Origin of the sequence: Paracoccus sp. (in: a-proteobacteria) (genome assembly GCF_030538695.1) — a bacterium.
GTDB lineage: Bacteria > Pseudomonadota > Alphaproteobacteria > Rhodobacterales > Rhodobacteraceae > Paracoccus.
Map to the genome: position 1 here is coordinate 1 of NZ_JAUNTN010000008.1, position 18596 is coordinate 18596.

Below are 18596 nucleotides of genomic sequence, written 5' to 3' on the forward strand. Positions count from 1 at the left end.
AATAAAACCCGCAGACTCTCGTTATAAACGAGGGAACAAAGGGGGGCAGGTCAGCGAACAAAGCAAGTAAAGAAATCGATAATGCCAAAATGATGCCATAAAGTGCGATAGCGGTGATCAGCATCACCTAGATTCGCGATGAAACACCGCTAGTGCGATACCGCCGGAGATGAGGGCTGACGCTCCGTCCTGAGGTAGCAATTTTTAGAGGTACGCTTCATAATAGAACTCTGGAGGTGCCTCACTTGGATAGAGATCGAGAATATGTATGATTGCGGCGTCGCCAATCTTGTCTCCGAGAACGAGCTGGCGTCTGATCATGGCTTTCGCTGTTTGCGCCGGGACTGTCCTTGGTCCTGACGCGAGCATTGGGGCTGTCAAAGCAGCTTTCGCCAGATCGGACCAACCGCGACATACTGACGGGCGACCGGTGCCTTCAGTATGAACCGCACCGGATTTTCCAAAGGCTGACCTCAGTTAGTTACGCGGCTATGCGTTCATCGTTCAGAATGGCGCAGAAGTTCGCCTCGGCTTCGGCGGGCGCGATGTTTCCAATGTACTCTAGCAAACGGTGATTGTTGAATCAATTGACCCATTTGAGGGCCGGCGCATTCGACGGCTTCGAAGCTGCGCTACGAACATGACCCTAGATGGTCTAGGTCTTGAGGAACCCATCGATCGTTTCGGCCAGCGCATTGTCATAACAGTCGCGGCACTGATCGCCATTGTCGTGGTCAGCCTGATGACGCCCGAGCGTGGCGAATACCGCGCCCCGCAGGCATGACGGAAACGCCCGCAGCACTGGCTGCGGGCGTTAACCTTAATTCGAGGGCGGTTTGCTGCCTGGGGGTGGGTTGCCCGGCCCACCGGGGGGCATCCCACCCGGAGGCGGTGCCATCTGCACCGTGCGGTCGGCATTGAAATCGACCGGAACCGTCACCGTTCCAAGATAGCCCGACTGGGTGTCGCCCTGCATGACCAGCGTTTGTTGGGTGATCTGGGCTTCGGTGTTGTCACCGAATACGTTATCCGTCGGGATGGTGATCCGCGCCAGATTGGCGGTGCCGTTGGAATAATGGGCGTCCTGCGCGTAAACCGCCGCGGCCTGATCCTGCGGTAGCGCAATTTGTGCGGTCAGCAGGCTGGCCTGACCGCTGACGGCGGCTTCGGCGGTCTCGAAAACCTCGAAATGGATATGCGGCCAGCGCCCATCATAGCAGCCCGGCACGATGGTCGTAACCCGCAGCTTGCCCTGATCGTCCGTCACAGCAACGCCGCGCAGGAAGTTCTGGTCCGGCAGATCATAGAGGGAATACAGCCCGGTTGCATCGCAATGCCACAGATAGACCGCATGGCCCGCCAGCGGCGTGCAGCCATCGGCGTTCAGCAGCGTCAGTTCCAGAACCAGCGGCACGCCTTCGGCCACGCCGCTCTTGCCGTTGAACGAGGCGCGCAGATCATCGCGGATCACCCCGGCTTCGGTCAGCACATTGATGACCTGACCGCTGCGGCTGTTGCTGCCATCTGCCGGATAGGGGCCTGCGGTTTCCCAAGGCAACGCCACGCAAGATGCCAGCGCCCGCGCGGGGGCTGACAGGCTGACCGCCCCTGCGCCAAGCAGCGCCAGCAGCCCGCGCCGTCCGATCAGGGCGGGCAGGTCGTGGGCGAAACCTTCGTTGTCGTGATGATTGGTCATTGTGGCGTTCCTGCTGCAATTGATGCGGGGGAACGGCCCGGCGGCAGGAAAAGTTCCGTTACGGCAAGGGTTGTTTTATCGGCTCAGCACCTTGCAGCAGCGTCAGAATATCCGCGCCCGCCTGTCTGCGGGTGGTCTCAGACAGGTCAGCGATGCCCAGATGGGTCAGATAGAACAACCCTTCGGCCGCCAGAAAGGCCAGCCGCAGCAGCTTGTCCCCCTCGGTCTGCGCGTCACCCTGCCCAATGATGCTGCGATACCAGTCGCGTTGTTCGGCCCGCAGATCGTCATTCTGGATCAGCGCGGCCAGCAGGGCGGTGCTGCGCTGGTCGTCGGTCAGTTCCGTTTCCACGGTGGTGCGGATATGGGCGCGGATGCGGGCCGTCCGGTCGGTGCCTTGGGCGACCTGATCCAGCCGGGCCTGATGTTCGTCCAGCCAGCGGTGAAACATCGCCCGCAGCAGCCCGTCCTTGGTGCCAAAACAGGACTGCACCCCGCCTTTGGTGATCCCCGCCTGTTTCGCCACCGCATCAATGGTCAGCGCAGCGGGACCGTCACGCTGAATGACGGCTTCGGCAGCGTCCAGAACGGCATTTCGGTCGATTTGCTTTGGTTTGGTCATGGTATTTCAATACGCTTGTATCTTTTTCTTGACAAGTAAAAATACAATTGTATTGAAATGCGCTGAGCGTTGATGGAGCAGGAAATGGCTTGGTTTTATCTGGTGGTGGCGGGTCTGCTGGAAATCGGCTGGCCGGTCGGGCTGAAGCTGGCGCAGACGCCCGGCACGCGCTGGCAAGGGGTGCTGATGGCGGTCGCGTTCATGGCGGCCAGCGGTTTCATGCTGTGGCTCGCGCAGCGCGAGATCCCGATGGGAACCGCCTATGCGATCTGGACCGGCATTGGTGCGGCAGGGACGTTTGCGGTTGGGGTGATGTTGTTTGGCGATGCCAGCAGCCTGATGCGCTATGCCGGGGTGCTGTTGATTATCGCCGGGGTCGTTACGCTGAAACTGGCACATTAAGGGAAAGGGCGCCCCGCAGGGCGCCCGATCCGTTTATTCCGGGGCCTGAACCAGAATCTTGATCTGGGTCTTTTCCTTGACCAGCGCCTCGAACCCTTCGTCCACGATGTCGTCGATCCGGATGCGTTTCGTCACCAGCCTGTCCGCCGAATACCAACCCTGCGTCATCAGTTGCATCACGGCGGGGAACACGTCGCGATAGGCGATGGTGCCTTTCATGCTGCGTTCTTTCAGCACCACGGTATTGGGCTGGAACGATGCCTCTTTTTCCCAAATGGAAACGATCACGGTTTCGCCCTCATACCGGGTGCAATCCACGCATTGTTGCAGGACGGCCGGCACGCCTGTGACCTCGAAGGCGACATCGACGCCGCCGGGGGTCAGTTCGCGGATGCGGGCCACGGCGTCTTCTTTGGCGGGGTTGATGATCGTGGTCGCGCCCAGTTCCAGCGCTTTTTGCCCGCGCTGTTCCGACAATTCGACCACATGAATATCGGTCGCCCCGGCGATGCGCAGCGATTCGATCAGCAGCAGCCCGATGGGACCGGCCCCGAACACCGCCGCTGTGCCGCCCGGTTTCAGGTTGGAGACGCGGATGGCGTGCAGCGCCACGGCGGCAGGTTCGACCAGCGCGCCCTGTTCAAAGGACAGCCCTTCGGGCATCTTGTGGACCCAGCGTTCGCCCACGGTGGTATAGGCCGAAAAGCCGCCGCCGCCGCCGGACAGGCCGTGGAAACCCAGCTTGTCGCAGGTGTTATATTTGCCGTGGCGGCAGGAATCGCATTCGCCGCAGGCAAGGATCGGTTCGACCACCACGCGATCACCGACGGCCAGCCGCGTCACGCCTTCGCCCAGTTCCGCGACCTCGCCGGAAAATTCGTGACCCATGATGATCGGGGCGACATCACCGCTGACCGGGTGCGGGGCCGTGACTGGCACGAAAATCGGCCCGGCCAGATATTCGTGCAGGTCGCTGCCACAAATCCCCGTCCATTTCACCTTGATCTTGACCTGACCCGGACCGGGGGCGGGTTCTGCGACATCCTCGACCCGGATGTCCTTGGCTTTATACCAGCGTGCGGCTTTCATCGTCTGATTCCTTGTGCTGTGGATTGCCGTTATGCGTATGTTAGCGATATCAACCAGTCTGTCTTTGACCTGTATCAGATTTCGGCGTGGTTTGCCATTTTACTGGCCAAAGATGTCATTTTCCTGTAAGCCCCCGGCATCTGTGACGTGAGGCCCGCCCCCGGCCTTATGCAAAGGATAGGGGCAAAGGCGGCAATGGGGTCGCCATATGACACGGCGCGGCCAGAGGGCTGGCATCGCGCCCAGAGGAAAACGTATGTTCGAAGAAGTGAAAAAATCTATCCAGTGGGGTCAGGAAACGCTGACGCTGGAAACGGGCAAGGTTGCCCGTCAGGCGGATGGCAGCGTGATCGCCACGCTGGGCGAAACCAGCGTCATGGCCAACGTGACCTTCGCCAAGGAACCCAAGCCGGGGCAGGATTTCTTCCCGCTGACCGTGCATTATCAGGAAAAATACTATGCCGCCGGCAAGATCCCCGGTGGTTTCTTCAAGCGCGAGGCGCGCCCGTCCGAAAAAGAGACGCTGACCGCCCGCCTGATCGACCGTCCCTGCCGTCCGCTGTTCGTGCCGGGCTTCAAGAACGAAGTTCTGGTCATGTGCACCGTGCTGTCGCATGATCTGGTCAATGATCCCGACATCGTGGCGATGATCGCCGCATCCGCTGCGCTGACCATTTCGGGCGTGCCGTTCCGCGGCCCGATCGGTGCCGCCCGCGTCGGTTTCGCCAATGGCGAATATATCCTGAACCCCGAGGTTCAGGACATGGACAACCTGCGCGGCAACCCGGAACAGCGCCTTGATCTGGTCGTTGCGGGCACCAAAGACGCCGTGATGATGGTCGAATCCGAAGCCTATGAGCTGACCGAGGCCGAGATGCTGGGCGCGGTCAAGTTCGGCCATGAGGCGATGCAGCCGGTGATCGACCTGATTATCGACCTGGCCGAAGTCGCCGCGAAAGAGCCGTTCAACTTCCAGTCGCCGGATTATTCCGCGCTGTCCGCCCGCGTCAACGATCTGGGTGGGGCCGATATGCGCGCCGCTTACGCGATCCGCGACAAGGGCGAGCGTCACGATGCCATCGAGGCCGCCAAGGCCAAGATCAAGGCGGGCCTGACCGAAGAAGAACTGGCAGATGCGAACCTTGGTTCGGCGCTGAAAAAGCTGGAATCGGGCATTCTGCGCGGTGACATCATTTCCGGCGGTGCGCGCATCGACGGCCGCGATACCCGCACCGTCCGCGCCATCGACAGCGAAGTGGGCGTCCTGCCGCGTACGCATGGTTCGTCTCTGTTCACCCGCGGCGAAACGCAGGCGCTGGTCGTGACCACGCTTGGCACCGGCGACGACGAACAGATCATCGACGCGCTGCATGGCAATTCGCGGTCGAACTTCCTGCTGCATTACAACTTCCCCCCCTATTCGGTGGGCGAGGTTGGCCGCGTCGGCAGCCCCGGCCGCCGCGAGATCGGCCATGGCAAGCTGGCATGGCGCGCGCTGCAAGCGGTGTTGCCTGCGGCGACCGACTTCCCCTATACCATCCGCGTCGTGTCCGAGATCACCGAATCGAACGGCTCATCCTCGATGGCGTCGGTCTGCGGTGGCTCGCTGTCGATGATGGATGCGGGCGTGCCGCTGAAAGCGCCGGTCGCCGGTGTCGCCATGGGCCTGATTCTGGAAGATGACGGCAAATGGGCGGTTCTGACCGACATTCTGGGGGATGAAGACCACCTGGGCGACATGGACTTCAAGGTTGCAGGCACCGCCGACGGCATCACCAGCCTGCAAATGGACATCAAGGTTGCCGGGATCACCCCGGAAATCATGGAGCAGGCGCTCGCGCAGGCCAAAGAGGGCCGGATGCACATTCTGGGCGAGATGGGCAAAGCCCTGACCGAAGGCCGGAGCGAGTTCTCTGCCCATGCCCCGCGCATCGAGACCATGACCATTCCGACCGACAAGATCCGCGAAGTGATCGGCTCGGGCGGCAAGGTCATCCGCGAGATCGTGGAAACCTCGGGCGCGAAAGTGGACATCAACGACGACGGCACCATCAAGATCGCCTCGGCCAATGCCGATTCGATCAAGAAGGCCTATGACATGATCTGGTCGATCGTGGCAGAGCCGGAAGAAGGCCAGATCTACACCGGCAAGGTGGTGAAGCTGGTCGATTTTGGTGCTTTCGTGAACTTCTTTGGCAAGCGCGACGGTCTGGTTCACGTCAGCCAGATTGCCAACAAGCGCCTGAACCACCCTTCGGACGTTCTGAAAGAGGGTCAGGAAGTCAAGGTCAAGCTGCTAGGCTTTGATGATCGCGGCAAGGTGCGCCTTGGCATGAAGATGGTCGATCAGGAAACCGGCGCAGAAATCGTCGAGGTCAAAGAAGAATCGGCTGAATAAGTCCGGCTTCTGTGCTATCTGCGGCCCCGGTCCCCGGATCGGGGCCGCAGTCATGTCGGGGGGATGATGCGCGACCTGATAACCCTTTGCCTGACCATCGGGCGGCGTCCTGATCTGCTGCGGCAGACGCTGGAATCGCTTGGTTCGCTACGGGATCTGCCGGTTCTGGCGATCAATGATTTTGGTGATGCCGAAACCAATGCGATGTTCCATCAGCTTTGCCCGCATGGCCGGATTGTCGGGCCGGGGCATCGGTTGGGCCATCACCCCGCCGTCGATGTGCTGTATCAGCAGGTAACGACGCCGTTTATCTTTCATTGCGAGGATGACTGGGCCTTTACCCGCACCGATTTTCTGCCGGATGCGCTGCGCCTGCTGAACGACGGTTCCGAGATTGTGCAGGTCTGTTTCCGCGATACCGGCGATATGCCGCTGTCTGATGCCGACCGCGCTCTGATCGTCACCGAGACCCGCGCTGGTATCGGTTTTCAGCGGTTGGACGGGCTGCATCAGCAATGGCACGGCTATACGCTGAACCCGCATCTGATCCGGCGCGATGAATGGCAGCGTTTGGGTGGCTTTTCCGGCTTTGCCAAGGAACGCCATATCTCGCGTCATATGCGGGGGCAGGGGCGGTTCGCGGCATTTCTGTTGCCGCCCGCCTGCCACCATATCGGAGAGGATCGCGGGGTTGAGCCGCCGAAAAAGACGATCTTCAAATCTATCAAGAACTGGCTGCGGGGGCGGGCGTGATCGACACCTATCTGATTAACCTTGATGGCAGCGATGACCGTCTTTCCAGCGCAACTGCGCAATTGGCCGCAGAGGGGATCGGCTTTACCCGCGTTCCGGCCTTTGACGGGCGCGGGCTGACCCCGGATCAGTTTCCTGATTATGACGCCGGTGCGGCGCTGAATTACATGGGCCGTCCGCTGCGGGGTGGTGAAATTGGTTGCTACCTGAGCCATCTGGATTGTGCGCGGCGGATGCTGGACAGCGGCGCCACCCGCGCGATGGTGCTTGAGGATGATATGCAACTGCCCGCCGGTTTTGCCGGGGCGTTGGAGGAACTTCTGGCCGGGCTGGACCGGCTGGAGGGGTGGGATCTGGTGAACCTTGGTGCGAACAAGCATCGGATTTACACGCCGATTTTCGGCTTTGGCCGCTATGCGCTGACCGATGCGCATTATTTCCCGATGACCACCACCGGCCTGATCTGGTCGCGGCAAGGGGCAGAGGCATTTGTTCAGGCGCATGACCGGATTTTCGCGCCGGTCGATAATTACTTTCGGCATTGGCAGACCCGGCGCGGGCGTGGGCTGGCGGTCTGGCCCGGTCTGGTGACGACCACCGGGGCGGAAAGCCTGATCGCCAATGAATCCGGTCCGGCCCGCCGCAGCAGCGCCGGGCGGCACCCGCTGTATGGGCTGCTGAAACAGCGGCGTTTGCTGGTCGACAAGCTGATCGCGCTGCGCTGGAAATACAGCCCCAGAGCCAAAGCATGAACCTGGCCCGCGTCTGGAATAAGGAAACCCAACGGCTGCGCGAACAGCTTGACAGCTTGCAATGGTGGTGGCGCGGGCCTTTGCTGCGCCGTCGCTATGACCGCCAGCGCGACCGGCTGGTGATGCGGGTGCGGGGCGAGCTGTCCGCTGCGCCGGAAATGGCGGTGCTGCTGATCTATCAGCCGGACGGGATGCTGGATTCGACGTTGTTCACGCTGGACTGGCTGGTGGGCCAAGGGGTTGCGCCGGTGGTGGTGTCGAACCTGCCGCTGTCGCCTGCTGATCTGGACCGGCTGCGGGCGCGGGCGCATCTGGTGATTCAGCGGCCTAATTCCGGCTATGATTTCGGCGGCTATCGTGAAGGTATCCTGACCATTCTGGAACAGGGTCTGACCCCGCAGGCGCTTTATGTGATGAATGACAGCATGTGGTTCCCGCTGCGCGAGGATTGCGACGCGATTGCCCACGCAAGGGCTTCATCTGCGGATATGTTCGGGCTGTTTCGCAACTGCGCCCCGCGTGGCGACCGTTGGGATCATCTGCAATCCTATTTCTTTCGTTTCAGCGGGCGGCTGGTCGCGTCAGACCAGTTCCGGCGCTATTGGCAGGACATGTCGCTGATTGACAACAAACGCGCCGTGATCCGCCGCTATGAACGTAAGCTGACCGGGCATTTCCAGAAGCATGGGTTTAATGTGGACAGTATCCACACCCGCGCCGATCTGATTCAGGCGATTCTGGCGTTGGATGATGCGGACTTGCGTATGGTTGTGGATTATCTGATCGCAACCGACCCAAAGGATGCCGACCGCCTGCGCCCGCTGGTGGAAACCGGTCAGCCTTTCGCACAAATCCGCCCGCAGATCGAGGCGCTGGTGCAGGCGCGTAAGGTCAACAATTCTTATTCCGCGGCGCATCCTCTGTTGCTGGAAAAGCTGGGGGTGTCGTTTCTGAAAAAGGGTCGCGGGCCGGGGTTTGTGGTGCAGCGGGCGGCTTTGCACCAGCTTGGGCTGGATGCGGGCTATTACCCGTCGGTCCGGGCCGAGGTCGCGGGCTGGGATCAACCCAGCCGCTGATCGTGGGGATAGCCGATCGACAGCAGGGCCGATACCGGCGAAGCGCAGGTCAGCCGGATGCCGCGACGTTCGGCAAGCGCACGGGCCAGTGCGAAACCGGCAAGGATACGGTCCAGCCCGCTGGACAGGCCCGAAGGGGCGGTGTCGGCCCCCTCGTAAAAGCGCGGCTGGCTGTCATTGGTCAGGTCGATCCCGGCCAGAAGGATCGCATCCGGTCCGGCGGCCAGCGCGAATTGCAGCGCGGAAAAGGCCACGGTGCCGGTAATCACCACGCCCTGATCCGGGTTGATGGACAGGGCCGCGCCAGATTTGCGGATCAGCACGGGTGACAGCGCCGGGTCTGACAGCTTGCGGCGCGGCAGGTTCACGGGCTTGGCCAGATTGTCGATCAGCGCCACCGCCCGGTCTTGCAGCGGTTCGGTTCCCCGTTCCGCCCATGCCCGCAATGCGGCAGGGGACAACAGCAGGGGGATTTCGGGCGACAGCGCCGCCAGCATGGCATGGTGGCGAAAGACAAAGCGTTCATCCTCGACCGCGACGGCCAGCGGGCGGATGCGCCCGGCCAGCGAGGCCGCGCCGTTGCACAGGATCGCGCAGCCGTCCAGCGCCTCGATGTGCTGATCCTTCAGCGAGGGGCCCGAGCCGACCACTGCCAGCAGATCCCGGCGCGGCATGATCTGTGCGGCAGGTTGCAGGGTCAGCAGATCGCGTCCCCGCCATGTCACCTGCCCGCTGGCCCGGTCGATGTGCAGGCCGGGCCACAGATCCTGACGATGCGCCCGCGACCGCCCCAAAGCCATCGCGCCAAGGCGGACCAGCTTGCGCGACAGGGGGCGGTCGGAATGGTGCATCAGGCGTTCGGGTCTTTCACAAAGCGCAGATAGGGCAGTTTCTTGTCGATCTTGCCGAACCGCGCCTCGGCTGCCGCATCGTCCAGCGACAGTGCCGCAATCACATCCTGACCCGGCTGCCAGTCGGCGGGGGTGGCGATAGGCACGCCATCGGTTGCCCGGATCGCATCCAGCGCCCGCAGGATTTCGGCAAAATTGCGCCCGACCGACATCGGATAGGTCAGCGTCAGCCGCACCTTTTTATCCGGCCCGATGATGAACACGCTGCGCACCGTTGCCGTATGCGCCGGGGTGCGGCCATCGGGCAGGTAAGCCTCGGCGGGCAGCATGTCATAAGCCTTGGCCACGGTCAGGTCGGTGTCGTCGATGATCGGGAAATTGGCCGGGGCCTGCGCGAAAGCCTCGATGTCGCGCTTCCATTTGCGGTGATCCTCGGCGCTGTCCACCGATACACCGATGACCTTGGTGCCGCGCTTCTCGAACTCGGGTGCCAGCCGGGCCACGGCGCCGAACTCGGTCGTGCAGACGGGGGTGAAATCGCGCGGGTGGCTGAAGATGATGGCATAGTTGTCGCCGATGAACTCATGCAGGTTCAGCGTGCCTTCCGAGGTCTGGACGGTGAAATCCGGGGCAATATCATTGATGCGCAGGGACATTTTGCGCTCCTCTATGGTTTCCTGGCGCAAAGATAGGGATTGTTGCCGCCCGTGCCAGAGTAATCTGATCTATGTTTCGGCCAAATACAGAATGAACACGGGCGCTATTGCCAATGCGACAGAAGCGGCCGCACCCAGCGCATGTGCTGCGATACTGCCCGCGACAACTCCCGCAATAAAGATCAGCCACCACAGCCCGTCCAGCAGCACCCCCTGTTCCAGCCGTCGTGCCATGATGGCGCGGCCAAGCCCCTGACCAAAACCGACCAGTGACCCGGTGACAAAGGATTTACCAAGCCCCGCGCCGCGCAGGGTAAAGGCCAGACTGTTTTGCAACCCCATGGCCAGCGCCAGAACGATCAGCCCGGGCACCGGATCTTGCGTCGCCAGTGTGACAGCGGCAACAGTCAGAATCACGATCTGAGCAGTCAGGACAGGGCGCGATGGCCGCAGGCACAGGGCCGTCAGCACGCCCCCAAGAATGGCACCGCAGACAAAGGCCAATATGACGGCGGACAGGATCAGCGCCATATGATGATCCCCCGCAACAAGCGCAGCGCCAAAGCTGGTGCTGTTGCCGCTCATAAAGGATACGAAAAGGCTGGTGCTTTGCGCATATCCGATGGCATCGGCATAACCTGCCAATGCTGTCATAACAGCGGCCTGAACGATCCGGCGGGTCTGATGTTCGGGCATATGCGCACCTTGTTCGTTTGGTTGATCTGGTGGCAAAACCGCATCCGGGTCAAGCAAAGCGGTTGCAGCCGGGGCGGGCTGGTGCAACCATTGCGCAACAGGATGCGAACGGAGGGCCACTATGGCGCAACTGGCGGACAAGCGGCAATTCTATATCAACGGCGCATGGGTCAACCCGGCGCAGGCGCGCGATCTGGAGGTCATCGACCCCTCGACCGAAGAAGCCGTGGCGGTGATCTCGCTTGGCGATCAGGCGGATACGGACGCAGCAGTTGCGGCGGCCAAGGCAGCCTTTCCGGCATGGGCGGCAACACCCCCGGCGGAGCGACTGGCAGCGGTTCAGCGGATTTTGGACATCTACAAGCGCCGCCAGCAGGATATGGCCGATGCGATCACCGCTGAAATGGGTGCGCCGCGTGATATGTCGCTGAATGATCAGGCGGATGCAGGCATCTGGCACACGCAGGTGTTCATCGACGCTTTCAAGGATTTCCAATTTATCCGCCCGCTTGGCGATCACGCGCCCACCAGTATGGTGGCATGGGAACCTGTCGGGGTGGTCGGGCTGATAACGCCTTGGAACTGGCCGATGAATCAGGTCACGCTCAAGGTGATTCCGGCGCTTTTGGCAGGCGATACGGTGGTGCTGAAACCGTCTGAAATCGCGCCTTTGTCCAGCATCGTCTTTACCGAGATCGTGGATGAGGCGGGCCTGCCCGCCGGGGTTTACAACATGGTCAACGGCGACGGGCCGGGGGTCGGCACGCAGCTTTCCACACACCCGGATGTGGATATGATTTCGTTCACCGGCTCGACCCGCGCGGGCATTGCGATCACCAAGGCGGCGGCGGATACGGTGAAAAAGGTCGCGCTGGAGCTTGGCGGCAAAGGGGCGAACCTGATCTTTGCCGATGCCGACGACAAGGCGGTGGTGCGCGGGGCGCGGCATTGTTTCTATAACAGCGGCCAGTCCTGCAACGCGCCGACCCGGATGCTGGTTCAGCGCCCGGCCTATGACAAGGCGGTGGAAACGGCGGCGCGGGTGGCGCAGGAAACGGCGGTTGCCAGCGCCCACCAGCCGGGCAAGCATATCGGCCCGGTGGTCAGCAAGCAGCAATGGGACCGGATTCAGGATCTGATCCAGACCGGCATTGACGAAGGCGCGCGGCTGGTCGCAGGCGGTCCCGGCCTGCCCGAAGGCGTCAATCGCGGCTATTTCGTGCGCCCGACTGTCTTTGCCGATGTGACCCCGGATATGACCATCGCGCGGCAGGAGATCTTTGGCCCGGTGCTGTCGATCATGGCCTTTGACAGCGAGGATGAGGCGCTGGCGATTGCCAATGACACCATCTATGGCCTGACCAATTACGTTCAGACGCAGGACGGCGCGCGCCGTAACCGTCTGGCCCGCGCCTTGCGGTCGGGCATGGTCGAGATGAATGGCGAATCGCGCGGGCGTGGCAGCGCGTTCGGCGGGGTCAAGGCTTCGGGTCGGGCGCGTGAAGGCGGCGTCATGGGGCTGGAAGAGTTCATGGACAGCAAGCAGATCAGCGGCTGGGATCGTGACACCTGACAGCAGCGGGCCGGCTGGGGAAGCAGTCTCGCTGGTCTGGCTGGGCCGCGACCTGCGGCTGAGTGATAACCCGGCGCTAAGTGCCGCGGCAAGCCGGGGCCGCGTGGTCCCGGTTTTTCTGCTGGAGGATGCGCCGCAAGGGGCTGCCGCCCGCTGGCGTATCGGGCAGGCGCTGGCGGCGCTGTCGCGCGATCTGGCCGGGGTTGCGCCCTTGGTCGTGCTGCATGGGCGCGGCGATATGCTGGCGCTTGCGGAGCGGTTGAGGGCGGATGAGATTCACCTGAACAGCGCCCTGCCGTTCTTTCGTGTCGATCCGGCTGCGGTCGAGCGGCCCGGTCTGCGGCTGGTCGTGCATCCCGGCAACTGGCTGTTGCCGCCGGGGCGGCTGCGGACCGGGCAGGGCGGGGGGTATCGCCGTTTTACCCCGTTCTGGCAGGCGCTGCGGCAGCAGGACATTGCCCCGCCGATCCCGGCCCCGCGCCTGCACGGGTTGCCGGTGCAGGGCGTGCCGCCCGAGGTATGGGGGCTGGACCGGGCGATGAACCGGGGGGCGTCAGTGCTGGCCGGGGTCACAGCGGCGGGCGAGGCGGCGGCGCGGGACCGGCTGGCGGTGTTTCTGACCATGACCGGCTATGCGCAGGACCGGGACCGGCCCGACCTGCCGGATGCCTGCTCTGGTCTGTCTGATGCTTTGGCAGTGGGCGAGATCAGCGCCCGCCAGATCTGGCAGGCCGGGCGGCAGGCGATGGTTGAGGGCAACCCGGCAGCCGAGCCGTTCCTGCGGGAACTGGCATGGCGCGACTTTGCCCGTGACCTGTTTCACCATGCGCCGGATATGGCTGGGGTGGCGTGGAACCCGGATTGGGCCGGGTTTCCCTGGCGCGGCGACAATGCCGATGCCGAGGCATGGCGGCGCGGCCAGACCGGCGTTGATCTGGTCGATGCCGGGATGCGCCAGCTTTACGCCACCGGCAAGATGCACAATCGGGTGCGGATGGTCGTCGCAAGCTATCTGACCAAGCGCCTGCTGACGGACTGGCGCGTGGGGCTGGACTGGTTTGCGGATACGCTGACCGATCTGGACCCGGCCAGCAATGCGATGAACTGGCAATGGGTGGCGGGCAGCGGCCCGGATGCCGCCCCGTTCTTTCGCATCTTTAACCCCGACACGCAGGCGGAGAAGTTTGACCCAAAGGCGCGCTATCGGGATTACTGGCTGCGGGGCAAAGGGGCTGCCGCCTTTGCCGCTGCGGTGCCGCGAAGCTGGCCCGATCCGCTGATCCGCCCCGCCTGCCTGGTCATTGGGCTGGCTGAGGGGCGGGCGCTGGTGGCCTATGAGGCAGCGCGCAAAGCCCGCTGACAGGCTTTGTGGGCGCTGTTGAATGGATATTTATATGAAGAAGAAAGCCAGCGGATGCGCCTTGCTGCGTACGGGGCTGGTTCGGGTTGCGGCCTAGCGGGCAAAAGACAAGGCACCACGACAGGATTTGACCTTTCGTGGTGCCATCTGTTGTGCAGATACCCGCGCGTGCCTCAGATGCCGCGGCCTTCCTCGGGCCATAGCACATCGCCATATTCGGCACGCAGGTCGGCCTTGACCACCTTGCCCGTTGCGCCAAGTGGCAGGGTTTCGACGAAGATTACCTTGTCAGGCACCTGCCATGTCGGCACCTTGCCGCTGTAAAAGGCCAGCAGCTCGGCTTCCTCCAGCCCGGATTGCGGGCGGCGCTGGACAATCAGCACCGGGCGTTCGTCCCATTTCGGATGCCGTGCGGCGATGGCGGCGGCATTGGCGACCTTGGGATGGGCGATGGCGATATTTTCCAGCTCGACCGTGGAAATCCATTCGCCGCCGGATTTGATGATGTCCTTGGACCGGTCGCGGATCACCATGAAACCGTCCGGGTCGATGGTGGCGATGTCGCCGGTGTCGAACCAGCCATCATAGGTCAGTGCGGTTTTTTCCTGCATGAAATAGGTGTCCACGATCCAGTGGCCCCTGATCTGCAACTCGCCCTGCGTTTCGCCGTCATGCGGCAGGCGGTGGCCTTCGGCGTCCATCAGCCGCAGTTGCACCCCAAGCAGCGGGCGGCCTTGCCCCTGCCGGATCAGGTCGGCCTGTTCGGCGGGCAGATCGGCATGTTTGGCCAGCGGGAAGTTCATCGTGCCAAGCGGGCTGGTTTCGGTCATGCCCCAGGCGTGGATCAGTTCGATCCCGTGGCGGTCGCGGAAAGCCGCGCGCATCGACGGCGGCAGTGCCGAGCCGCCAACCACGGTGCGTTTCATCGAGGACACATCCGCCCCGGTCGATTCGATGCCGGACAGCAGGCCCATCCAGATCGTCGGGACGCCTGCGGAGACGGTGACGCGCTCGGCCTCGATCAGCCGCGCAAGCGATTCACCATCCAGACGCGGGCCGGGCAGCACCAGTCGCGATCCGGTGGTGGCGGCCATATAGGGCGTTCCCCATGCGTTGACGTGGAACATCGGTACCACCGGCATCACCGTATCGCTGGCGGTGACGGCAAAGCCTTCGGCCTGATTGCCGACCAGCGCGTGCAGCAGCGTGGATCGGTGGGTATAAAGCACGCCCTTTGGGTTGCCGGTCGTGCCAGAGGTATAGCACAGCGAGGAGGGCGCGGTTTCGTCAACCTCGGGCCATTGATAGGCGGGGTCGCCCTCGGCCAGCAGTTCGTCGTGGAACAGCAGCCCGTCGATCTGTGCGGCGGCGGCCTCATCGCGCGGCCCCATCAGCACCACGGCGCGGACGGTTGGCAACTGGTCGCGGATTTTGGCGATCAGCGGCACGAAAGTCGCGTCGATGAACAGCATCCGGTCCTTGGCGTGGTTGATGATATAGACCATCTGTTCCGGTGCCAGCCGTGGGTTCAGCGTGTGGCAGACCAGCCCCGCGCCGGGAACGCCGAAATACAGTTGCAGGTGGCGATAGTTGTTCCAGGCCACGGTGCCGATGCGGTCGCCCGGTTCCATCCCCCGCGCCGTCAGCGCCGAGGCCAGGCGGCGGGCGTTCTGGCCAAGCTCGCCCCATGTGGTGCGGTCGAACCCGCCTTCGGTTGCGCCCGAGACGATTTCGGTCGGGCCGTGATACATTTCGGCATGTTCGATCAGGCTGCTGATAAGCAGTTGTTTGTGCATCATGCGGCCAAGCAGCATGGCGTCCCCCCTCAGTTTCGGAAGGCGATCATGGAGCCATGTGCTGCCAGTGTCCAGCGCGGTATTATGTCACATTCGCGGGATTATTCCCACGTGACTTCGGCCAGAAAGATATAGCCTGCACCATAGATGGTCTTGATCAGCGCGGGGTTTTTCGGGTCTTCGCGCAGCTTGCCGCGCAGGCGCGAGATGCGGACATCCATGGCGCGGTCAAACGCCTCGCCGCCCGCGCCGCCAAGGGTTTCCTGCATCTGGGCGCGGGTAATCAGCCTGCGGGGCGCATCAAGGAACAGGCGCAGCATTTCGGCCTCGGCATGGGACAGCGGTGTAATGTCGTCAGGGCCATCAGGGGCGGGGGCGGTCAGGGTGTAGCTGTCGAAATCGGCCTGCCAGCCCTCGAACCGGGCGCGCCTGCCCCGGCCCGCGCTGGGGCTGGCGGGGCGGCGCAGGCGGGCGCGGATGCGGGCGACGACTTCGGCGGGGTCAAAGGGTTTGGTGATATAGTCATCTGCCCCCAGCTCCAGCCCGGTCACGCGGTCCTGCACCTGCGCCCGACCGGAAATGATAATCACCGCCGCGCCGGTTTCGCTGGCCAGCCGATGCACCAGTGCCAGCCCGTCACGGTCGGGCAGGCCAAGGTCGATCAGGATGGCATCAGGGGTCATGCGGCGCAGCCCGGCCTCGAACTCGGTCGCGCGGCCAAAGCCGATGGTGCGAAAGCCCGCAGTTTCCAGCGCATCGGCCAGCAGGCGGCGGATCTGGGCCTCGTCATCCAGAATGGCGATCAGCGGGGCATTGGGTGGCAGGGCGTCAGTCATGGAACAGCTCGTTCAGGGCAAGGGCAAGGCGGCCTGTATCCAGCGGCTTTTGCAGCACGGGCGCAGGCAGGGTGGCGCGTTCGGGGGCATTGGCAGGCAGGGCGGTCATCAGCAGCAGGGGCAGCCCACCCGCCAGATCTGCGCCCGAGCCGTCACCCAGTTGCAGGTCGGACAGGATTGCGGACAGGTCCGGCAGATCGGCCAGCGCCTGCGCCTCGGCCAGCGAGGCAGCCTCGATCACCGCATGGCCCATGGCGGTCAGCATCTTGCGCGTGGTGGCGCGGATGTCGGGGTCGTCCTCGGCCAGCAGGATCAGGCGCGGCTTGACCGGGCGATAAGGCAGCAGCAGCCGCACCCTTGCGCCGATGCCGGAACCCGCCGGGCCATTGTCCAGCCGGATCAGCCCGCCCGCCGCCTTGACCGAATCATAGACGGTTGCCAGTCCAAGGCCCGAACCTTGCCCGCCCTTGGTGGTAAAGAACGGCTCCAGCCCGCGCTTCAGGGCAGCCTCGGAAAAGCCGGGGCCGGTGTCTTTGACCCGGATTTCCAGCCAGTCCCCGAACAGCCGTGCGGTCAGGGTGATGCGCCCGCTGTCGCCCATCGCGTCGCGGGCGTTCAGCAGCAGGTTCAGCAGCGTGTCCTGTAATGCGCCGTCGTCCAGCATCACCTGACCCGGCGGCAGTTCCGCGTGTAGTTCAAGCGTGATCCCGGCACCAAGCGAAGGCCGCGCCATCGCCGCCAGCCCGTCCAGCAGAGCCGACAGATCGACCGGCTGCATATGGTCGTGATGCGGCGCGGTCAGGTCGTTGATCCGGTCCAGAAGTGCCGCCCCGCGCTGGGCGGCGGCCAGCGTGGCGGCGACATCGGCGGCGGCCTCGGGCGGCAGATCAGCCGCCGCCAGTCGCCCTTGCAGGCCAAGGATGATGGTCAGCAGATTGCCAAAATCATGCGCCAGCCCGCTGGTCATTTGCGCCGCAAGGCTGCGCCGGGCGGTCTGCGCGATGGTTTCGCGGGACTGCACCTCGGCGGTGACATCGGTGGACAGGATATAGACCCCGCTGCCGGTCCCGTCCGGGGTCAGCGCGATGCGGATACGGCGGCCTGATGGCGCGTCGGTGATCTCGAACACCTGCGGCTGGCCGTCCATCGCGGCATCCATATGCGGGCGGATACGGGCGAATGTGTCGCTGCCCAACACCTGATCGCCGGGCAGACCGACCACATCTGGCCCGGCTGAGGGGAACACCGCGCCAATCTGGCGGTTGGAAAACGTATAATTATAGTCGCGGTCCATATGCGCGATATGGGCCGGGACCATGCCGGTAATCTCGCGCACACGGGCTTCGGATGCGCTGGCGATGCGCTGCGCCTCGGCCAGCGCGGCATTGGTGGCGGCAAGCTGGCGGTTGGCGGCGGACAGCCGTTCGGCATGGGCCAGAAGTTGCTCGGACGCCTCGGACGCCCGCGCCCGCAGCAGCGCCTCCTGCGCCTTGATCTGGGTGATGTCGGTGTAAACCGCAATCCAGCCACCCTGCGCCAGAGGGGCGCCCTCGACCGAGATTACCCGGCCATCGGGGCGTGTGCGTTCCAGATAATGCGGCTGGAAATGGCGGGCCTGATCGACACGCAGGCGAATGGCGGCTTCGGGGTCGGGTTGCGGGCCATATTCGCCGCGCTCGACCATGTGGCGGATGATGGCTTCAAAGCTGGTACCGGGGCGGGTCAGGTCGTCGGGCAGGGCGAACAGATCGGCAAAGGGCTGGTTCGCCACCGCCAGCCGCAGATCGGCGTCGAAAATCGAAATCGCCTGCGCAATCAGGTTCAGCCCCGATTGTGTCAGTTCAGCATGGCGTGCGGCTGTGTCCATCCATTCCCCCCTGTCCGAATTGCTAACAGCCTGACGCGCGGGGGGAAAGCGCAGGTTAGGCACAATTCATCGCCTTTGTAACAATTCGTTAGATTCTGGCAAAACCGCCGCAAGAATCAGCCGCAAATCTGCTCTTGTCGCGGTGGCTTGAGGGGGTTGCCGTGGCATTGGCC

17 protein-coding genes are annotated in these 18596 nt (G+C 63.4%); 8 read left to right on the plus strand and 9 right to left on the minus strand.

The features are described 5' to 3' along the window. The first annotated feature begins 640 nt into the window (after window positions 1-640). A complete protein-coding gene (locus Q4G24_RS05535) occupies window positions 641-784 on the plus strand; it encodes a hypothetical protein (protein WP_303365514.1) in 144 nt (47 codons plus the stop codon). A 36-nt stretch (window positions 785-820) separates the two neighbouring features. On the opposite strand, the gene Q4G24_RS05540 is transcribed toward Q4G24_RS05535, so the two are convergent. Both Q4G24_RS05540 and Q4G24_RS05545 read right to left on the minus strand, forming a co-directional pair. Then, window positions 821-1696 carry a hypothetical protein gene (locus tag Q4G24_RS05540; RefSeq protein ID WP_303365515.1) on the minus strand — a complete coding sequence of 292 codons (876 nt, stop codon included), beginning with the start codon at window positions 1694-1696 and terminating at the stop codon, window positions 821-823. A 58-nt stretch (window positions 1697-1754) separates the two neighbouring features. Beyond that, window positions 1755-2318: a TetR/AcrR family transcriptional regulator gene (locus tag Q4G24_RS05545; RefSeq protein WP_303365516.1), complete on the minus strand. Its 564-nt coding sequence runs from the start codon at window positions 2316-2318 to the stop codon at window positions 1755-1757. Window positions 2319-2402: 84 nt separating this feature from the next. Between Q4G24_RS05545 and Q4G24_RS05550 the strand changes: the two genes are divergently transcribed. Next, window positions 2403-2720 (plus strand): multidrug efflux SMR transporter, encoded by a 318-nt coding sequence (locus Q4G24_RS05550; RefSeq protein ID WP_303365517.1) that lies wholly within the window; start codon window positions 2403-2405, stop codon window positions 2718-2720. 33 nt (window positions 2721-2753) lie between these two features. On the opposite strand, the gene Q4G24_RS05555 is transcribed toward Q4G24_RS05550, so the two are convergent. Continuing rightward, window positions 2754-3809, minus strand: coding sequence for a 2,3-butanediol dehydrogenase (locus Q4G24_RS05555; protein ID WP_303365518.1), 1056 nt, complete (start codon window positions 3807-3809; stop codon window positions 2754-2756). Window positions 3810-4065: 256 nt separating this feature from the next. Between Q4G24_RS05555 and pnp the strand changes: the two genes are divergently transcribed. The 4 genes from pnp (at window position 4066) to Q4G24_RS05575 (ending at window position 8788) form a co-directional block, all read left to right on the plus strand. Beyond that, window positions 4066-6207: a polyribonucleotide nucleotidyltransferase gene (gene pnp / locus Q4G24_RS05560; protein ID WP_303365519.1), complete on the plus strand. Its 2142-nt coding sequence runs from the start codon at window positions 4066-4068 to the stop codon at window positions 6205-6207. A gap of 66 nt (window positions 6208-6273) precedes the next feature. Then, entirely contained in the window at window positions 6274-6960 is a 687-nt protein-coding gene (locus tag Q4G24_RS05565) for a hypothetical protein (RefSeq protein ID WP_303365520.1), read from the plus strand. Further along, window positions 6957-7712 (plus strand): glycosyltransferase family 25 protein, encoded by a 756-nt coding sequence (locus tag Q4G24_RS05570; protein ID WP_303365521.1) that lies wholly within the window; start codon window positions 6957-6959, stop codon window positions 7710-7712. Before Q4G24_RS05565 ends, Q4G24_RS05570 begins: the two co-directional genes overlap by 4 nt. Further along, window positions 7709-8788 (plus strand): rhamnan synthesis F family protein, encoded by a 1080-nt coding sequence (locus tag Q4G24_RS05575; RefSeq protein WP_303365522.1) that lies wholly within the window; start codon window positions 7709-7711, stop codon window positions 8786-8788. Before Q4G24_RS05570 ends, Q4G24_RS05575 begins: the two co-directional genes overlap by 4 nt. Here Q4G24_RS05575 and Q4G24_RS05580 read toward each other — a convergent pair. The 3 genes from Q4G24_RS05580 to Q4G24_RS05590 all read right to left on the minus strand — a co-directional run bounded on the left by Q4G24_RS05580 (window position 8773) and on the right by Q4G24_RS05590 (window position 10991). Next, on the minus strand, window positions 8773-9639 hold the full coding sequence (locus Q4G24_RS05580; protein ID WP_303365523.1) for a glycosyl transferase: 867 nt from the start codon (window positions 9637-9639) through the stop codon (window positions 8773-8775). The two genes, Q4G24_RS05575 and Q4G24_RS05580, sit on opposite strands and share 16 nt — an antisense overlap. Then, entirely contained in the window at window positions 9639-10295 is a 657-nt protein-coding gene (locus Q4G24_RS05585) for a peroxiredoxin (RefSeq protein ID WP_303365524.1), read from the minus strand. Before Q4G24_RS05585 ends, Q4G24_RS05580 begins: the two co-directional genes overlap by 1 nt. A gap of 69 nt (window positions 10296-10364) precedes the next feature. Continuing rightward, window positions 10365-10991 (minus strand): YoaK family protein, encoded by a 627-nt coding sequence (locus Q4G24_RS05590; protein WP_303365525.1) that lies wholly within the window; start codon window positions 10989-10991, stop codon window positions 10365-10367. Window positions 10992-11121: 130 nt separating this feature from the next. Here Q4G24_RS05590 and Q4G24_RS05595 point away from each other — a divergent pair, with 130 nt between their 5' ends. After that, complete coding sequence (locus Q4G24_RS05595) at window positions 11122-12564, plus strand: aldehyde dehydrogenase family protein (protein WP_303365624.1); 1443 nt, start codon at window positions 11122-11124, stop codon at window positions 12562-12564. Next, window positions 12554-13924, plus strand: a complete 1371-nt coding sequence (locus Q4G24_RS05600; protein WP_303365526.1) for a deoxyribodipyrimidine photo-lyase — start codon at window positions 12554-12556, stop codon at window positions 13922-13924. Before Q4G24_RS05595 ends, Q4G24_RS05600 begins: the two co-directional genes overlap by 11 nt. Window positions 13925-14097: 173 nt before the next feature. On the opposite strand, the gene Q4G24_RS05605 is transcribed toward Q4G24_RS05600, so the two are convergent. The 3 genes from Q4G24_RS05605 to Q4G24_RS05615 form a co-directional block, all read right to left on the minus strand. Next, complete coding sequence (locus Q4G24_RS05605; RefSeq protein WP_303365625.1) at window positions 14098-15735, minus strand: long-chain fatty acid--CoA ligase; 1638 nt, start codon at window positions 15733-15735, stop codon at window positions 14098-14100. Window positions 15736-15821: 86 nt separating this feature from the next. Then, on the minus strand, window positions 15822-16556 hold the full coding sequence (locus Q4G24_RS05610) for a response regulator transcription factor (protein ID WP_303365527.1): 735 nt from the start codon (window positions 16554-16556) through the stop codon (window positions 15822-15824). After that, window positions 16549-18423 (minus strand): PAS-domain containing protein, encoded by a 1875-nt coding sequence (locus tag Q4G24_RS05615; protein WP_303365528.1) that lies wholly within the window; start codon window positions 18421-18423, stop codon window positions 16549-16551. Before Q4G24_RS05615 ends, Q4G24_RS05610 begins: the two co-directional genes overlap by 8 nt. Window positions 18424-18596: the final 173 nt, after the last annotated feature.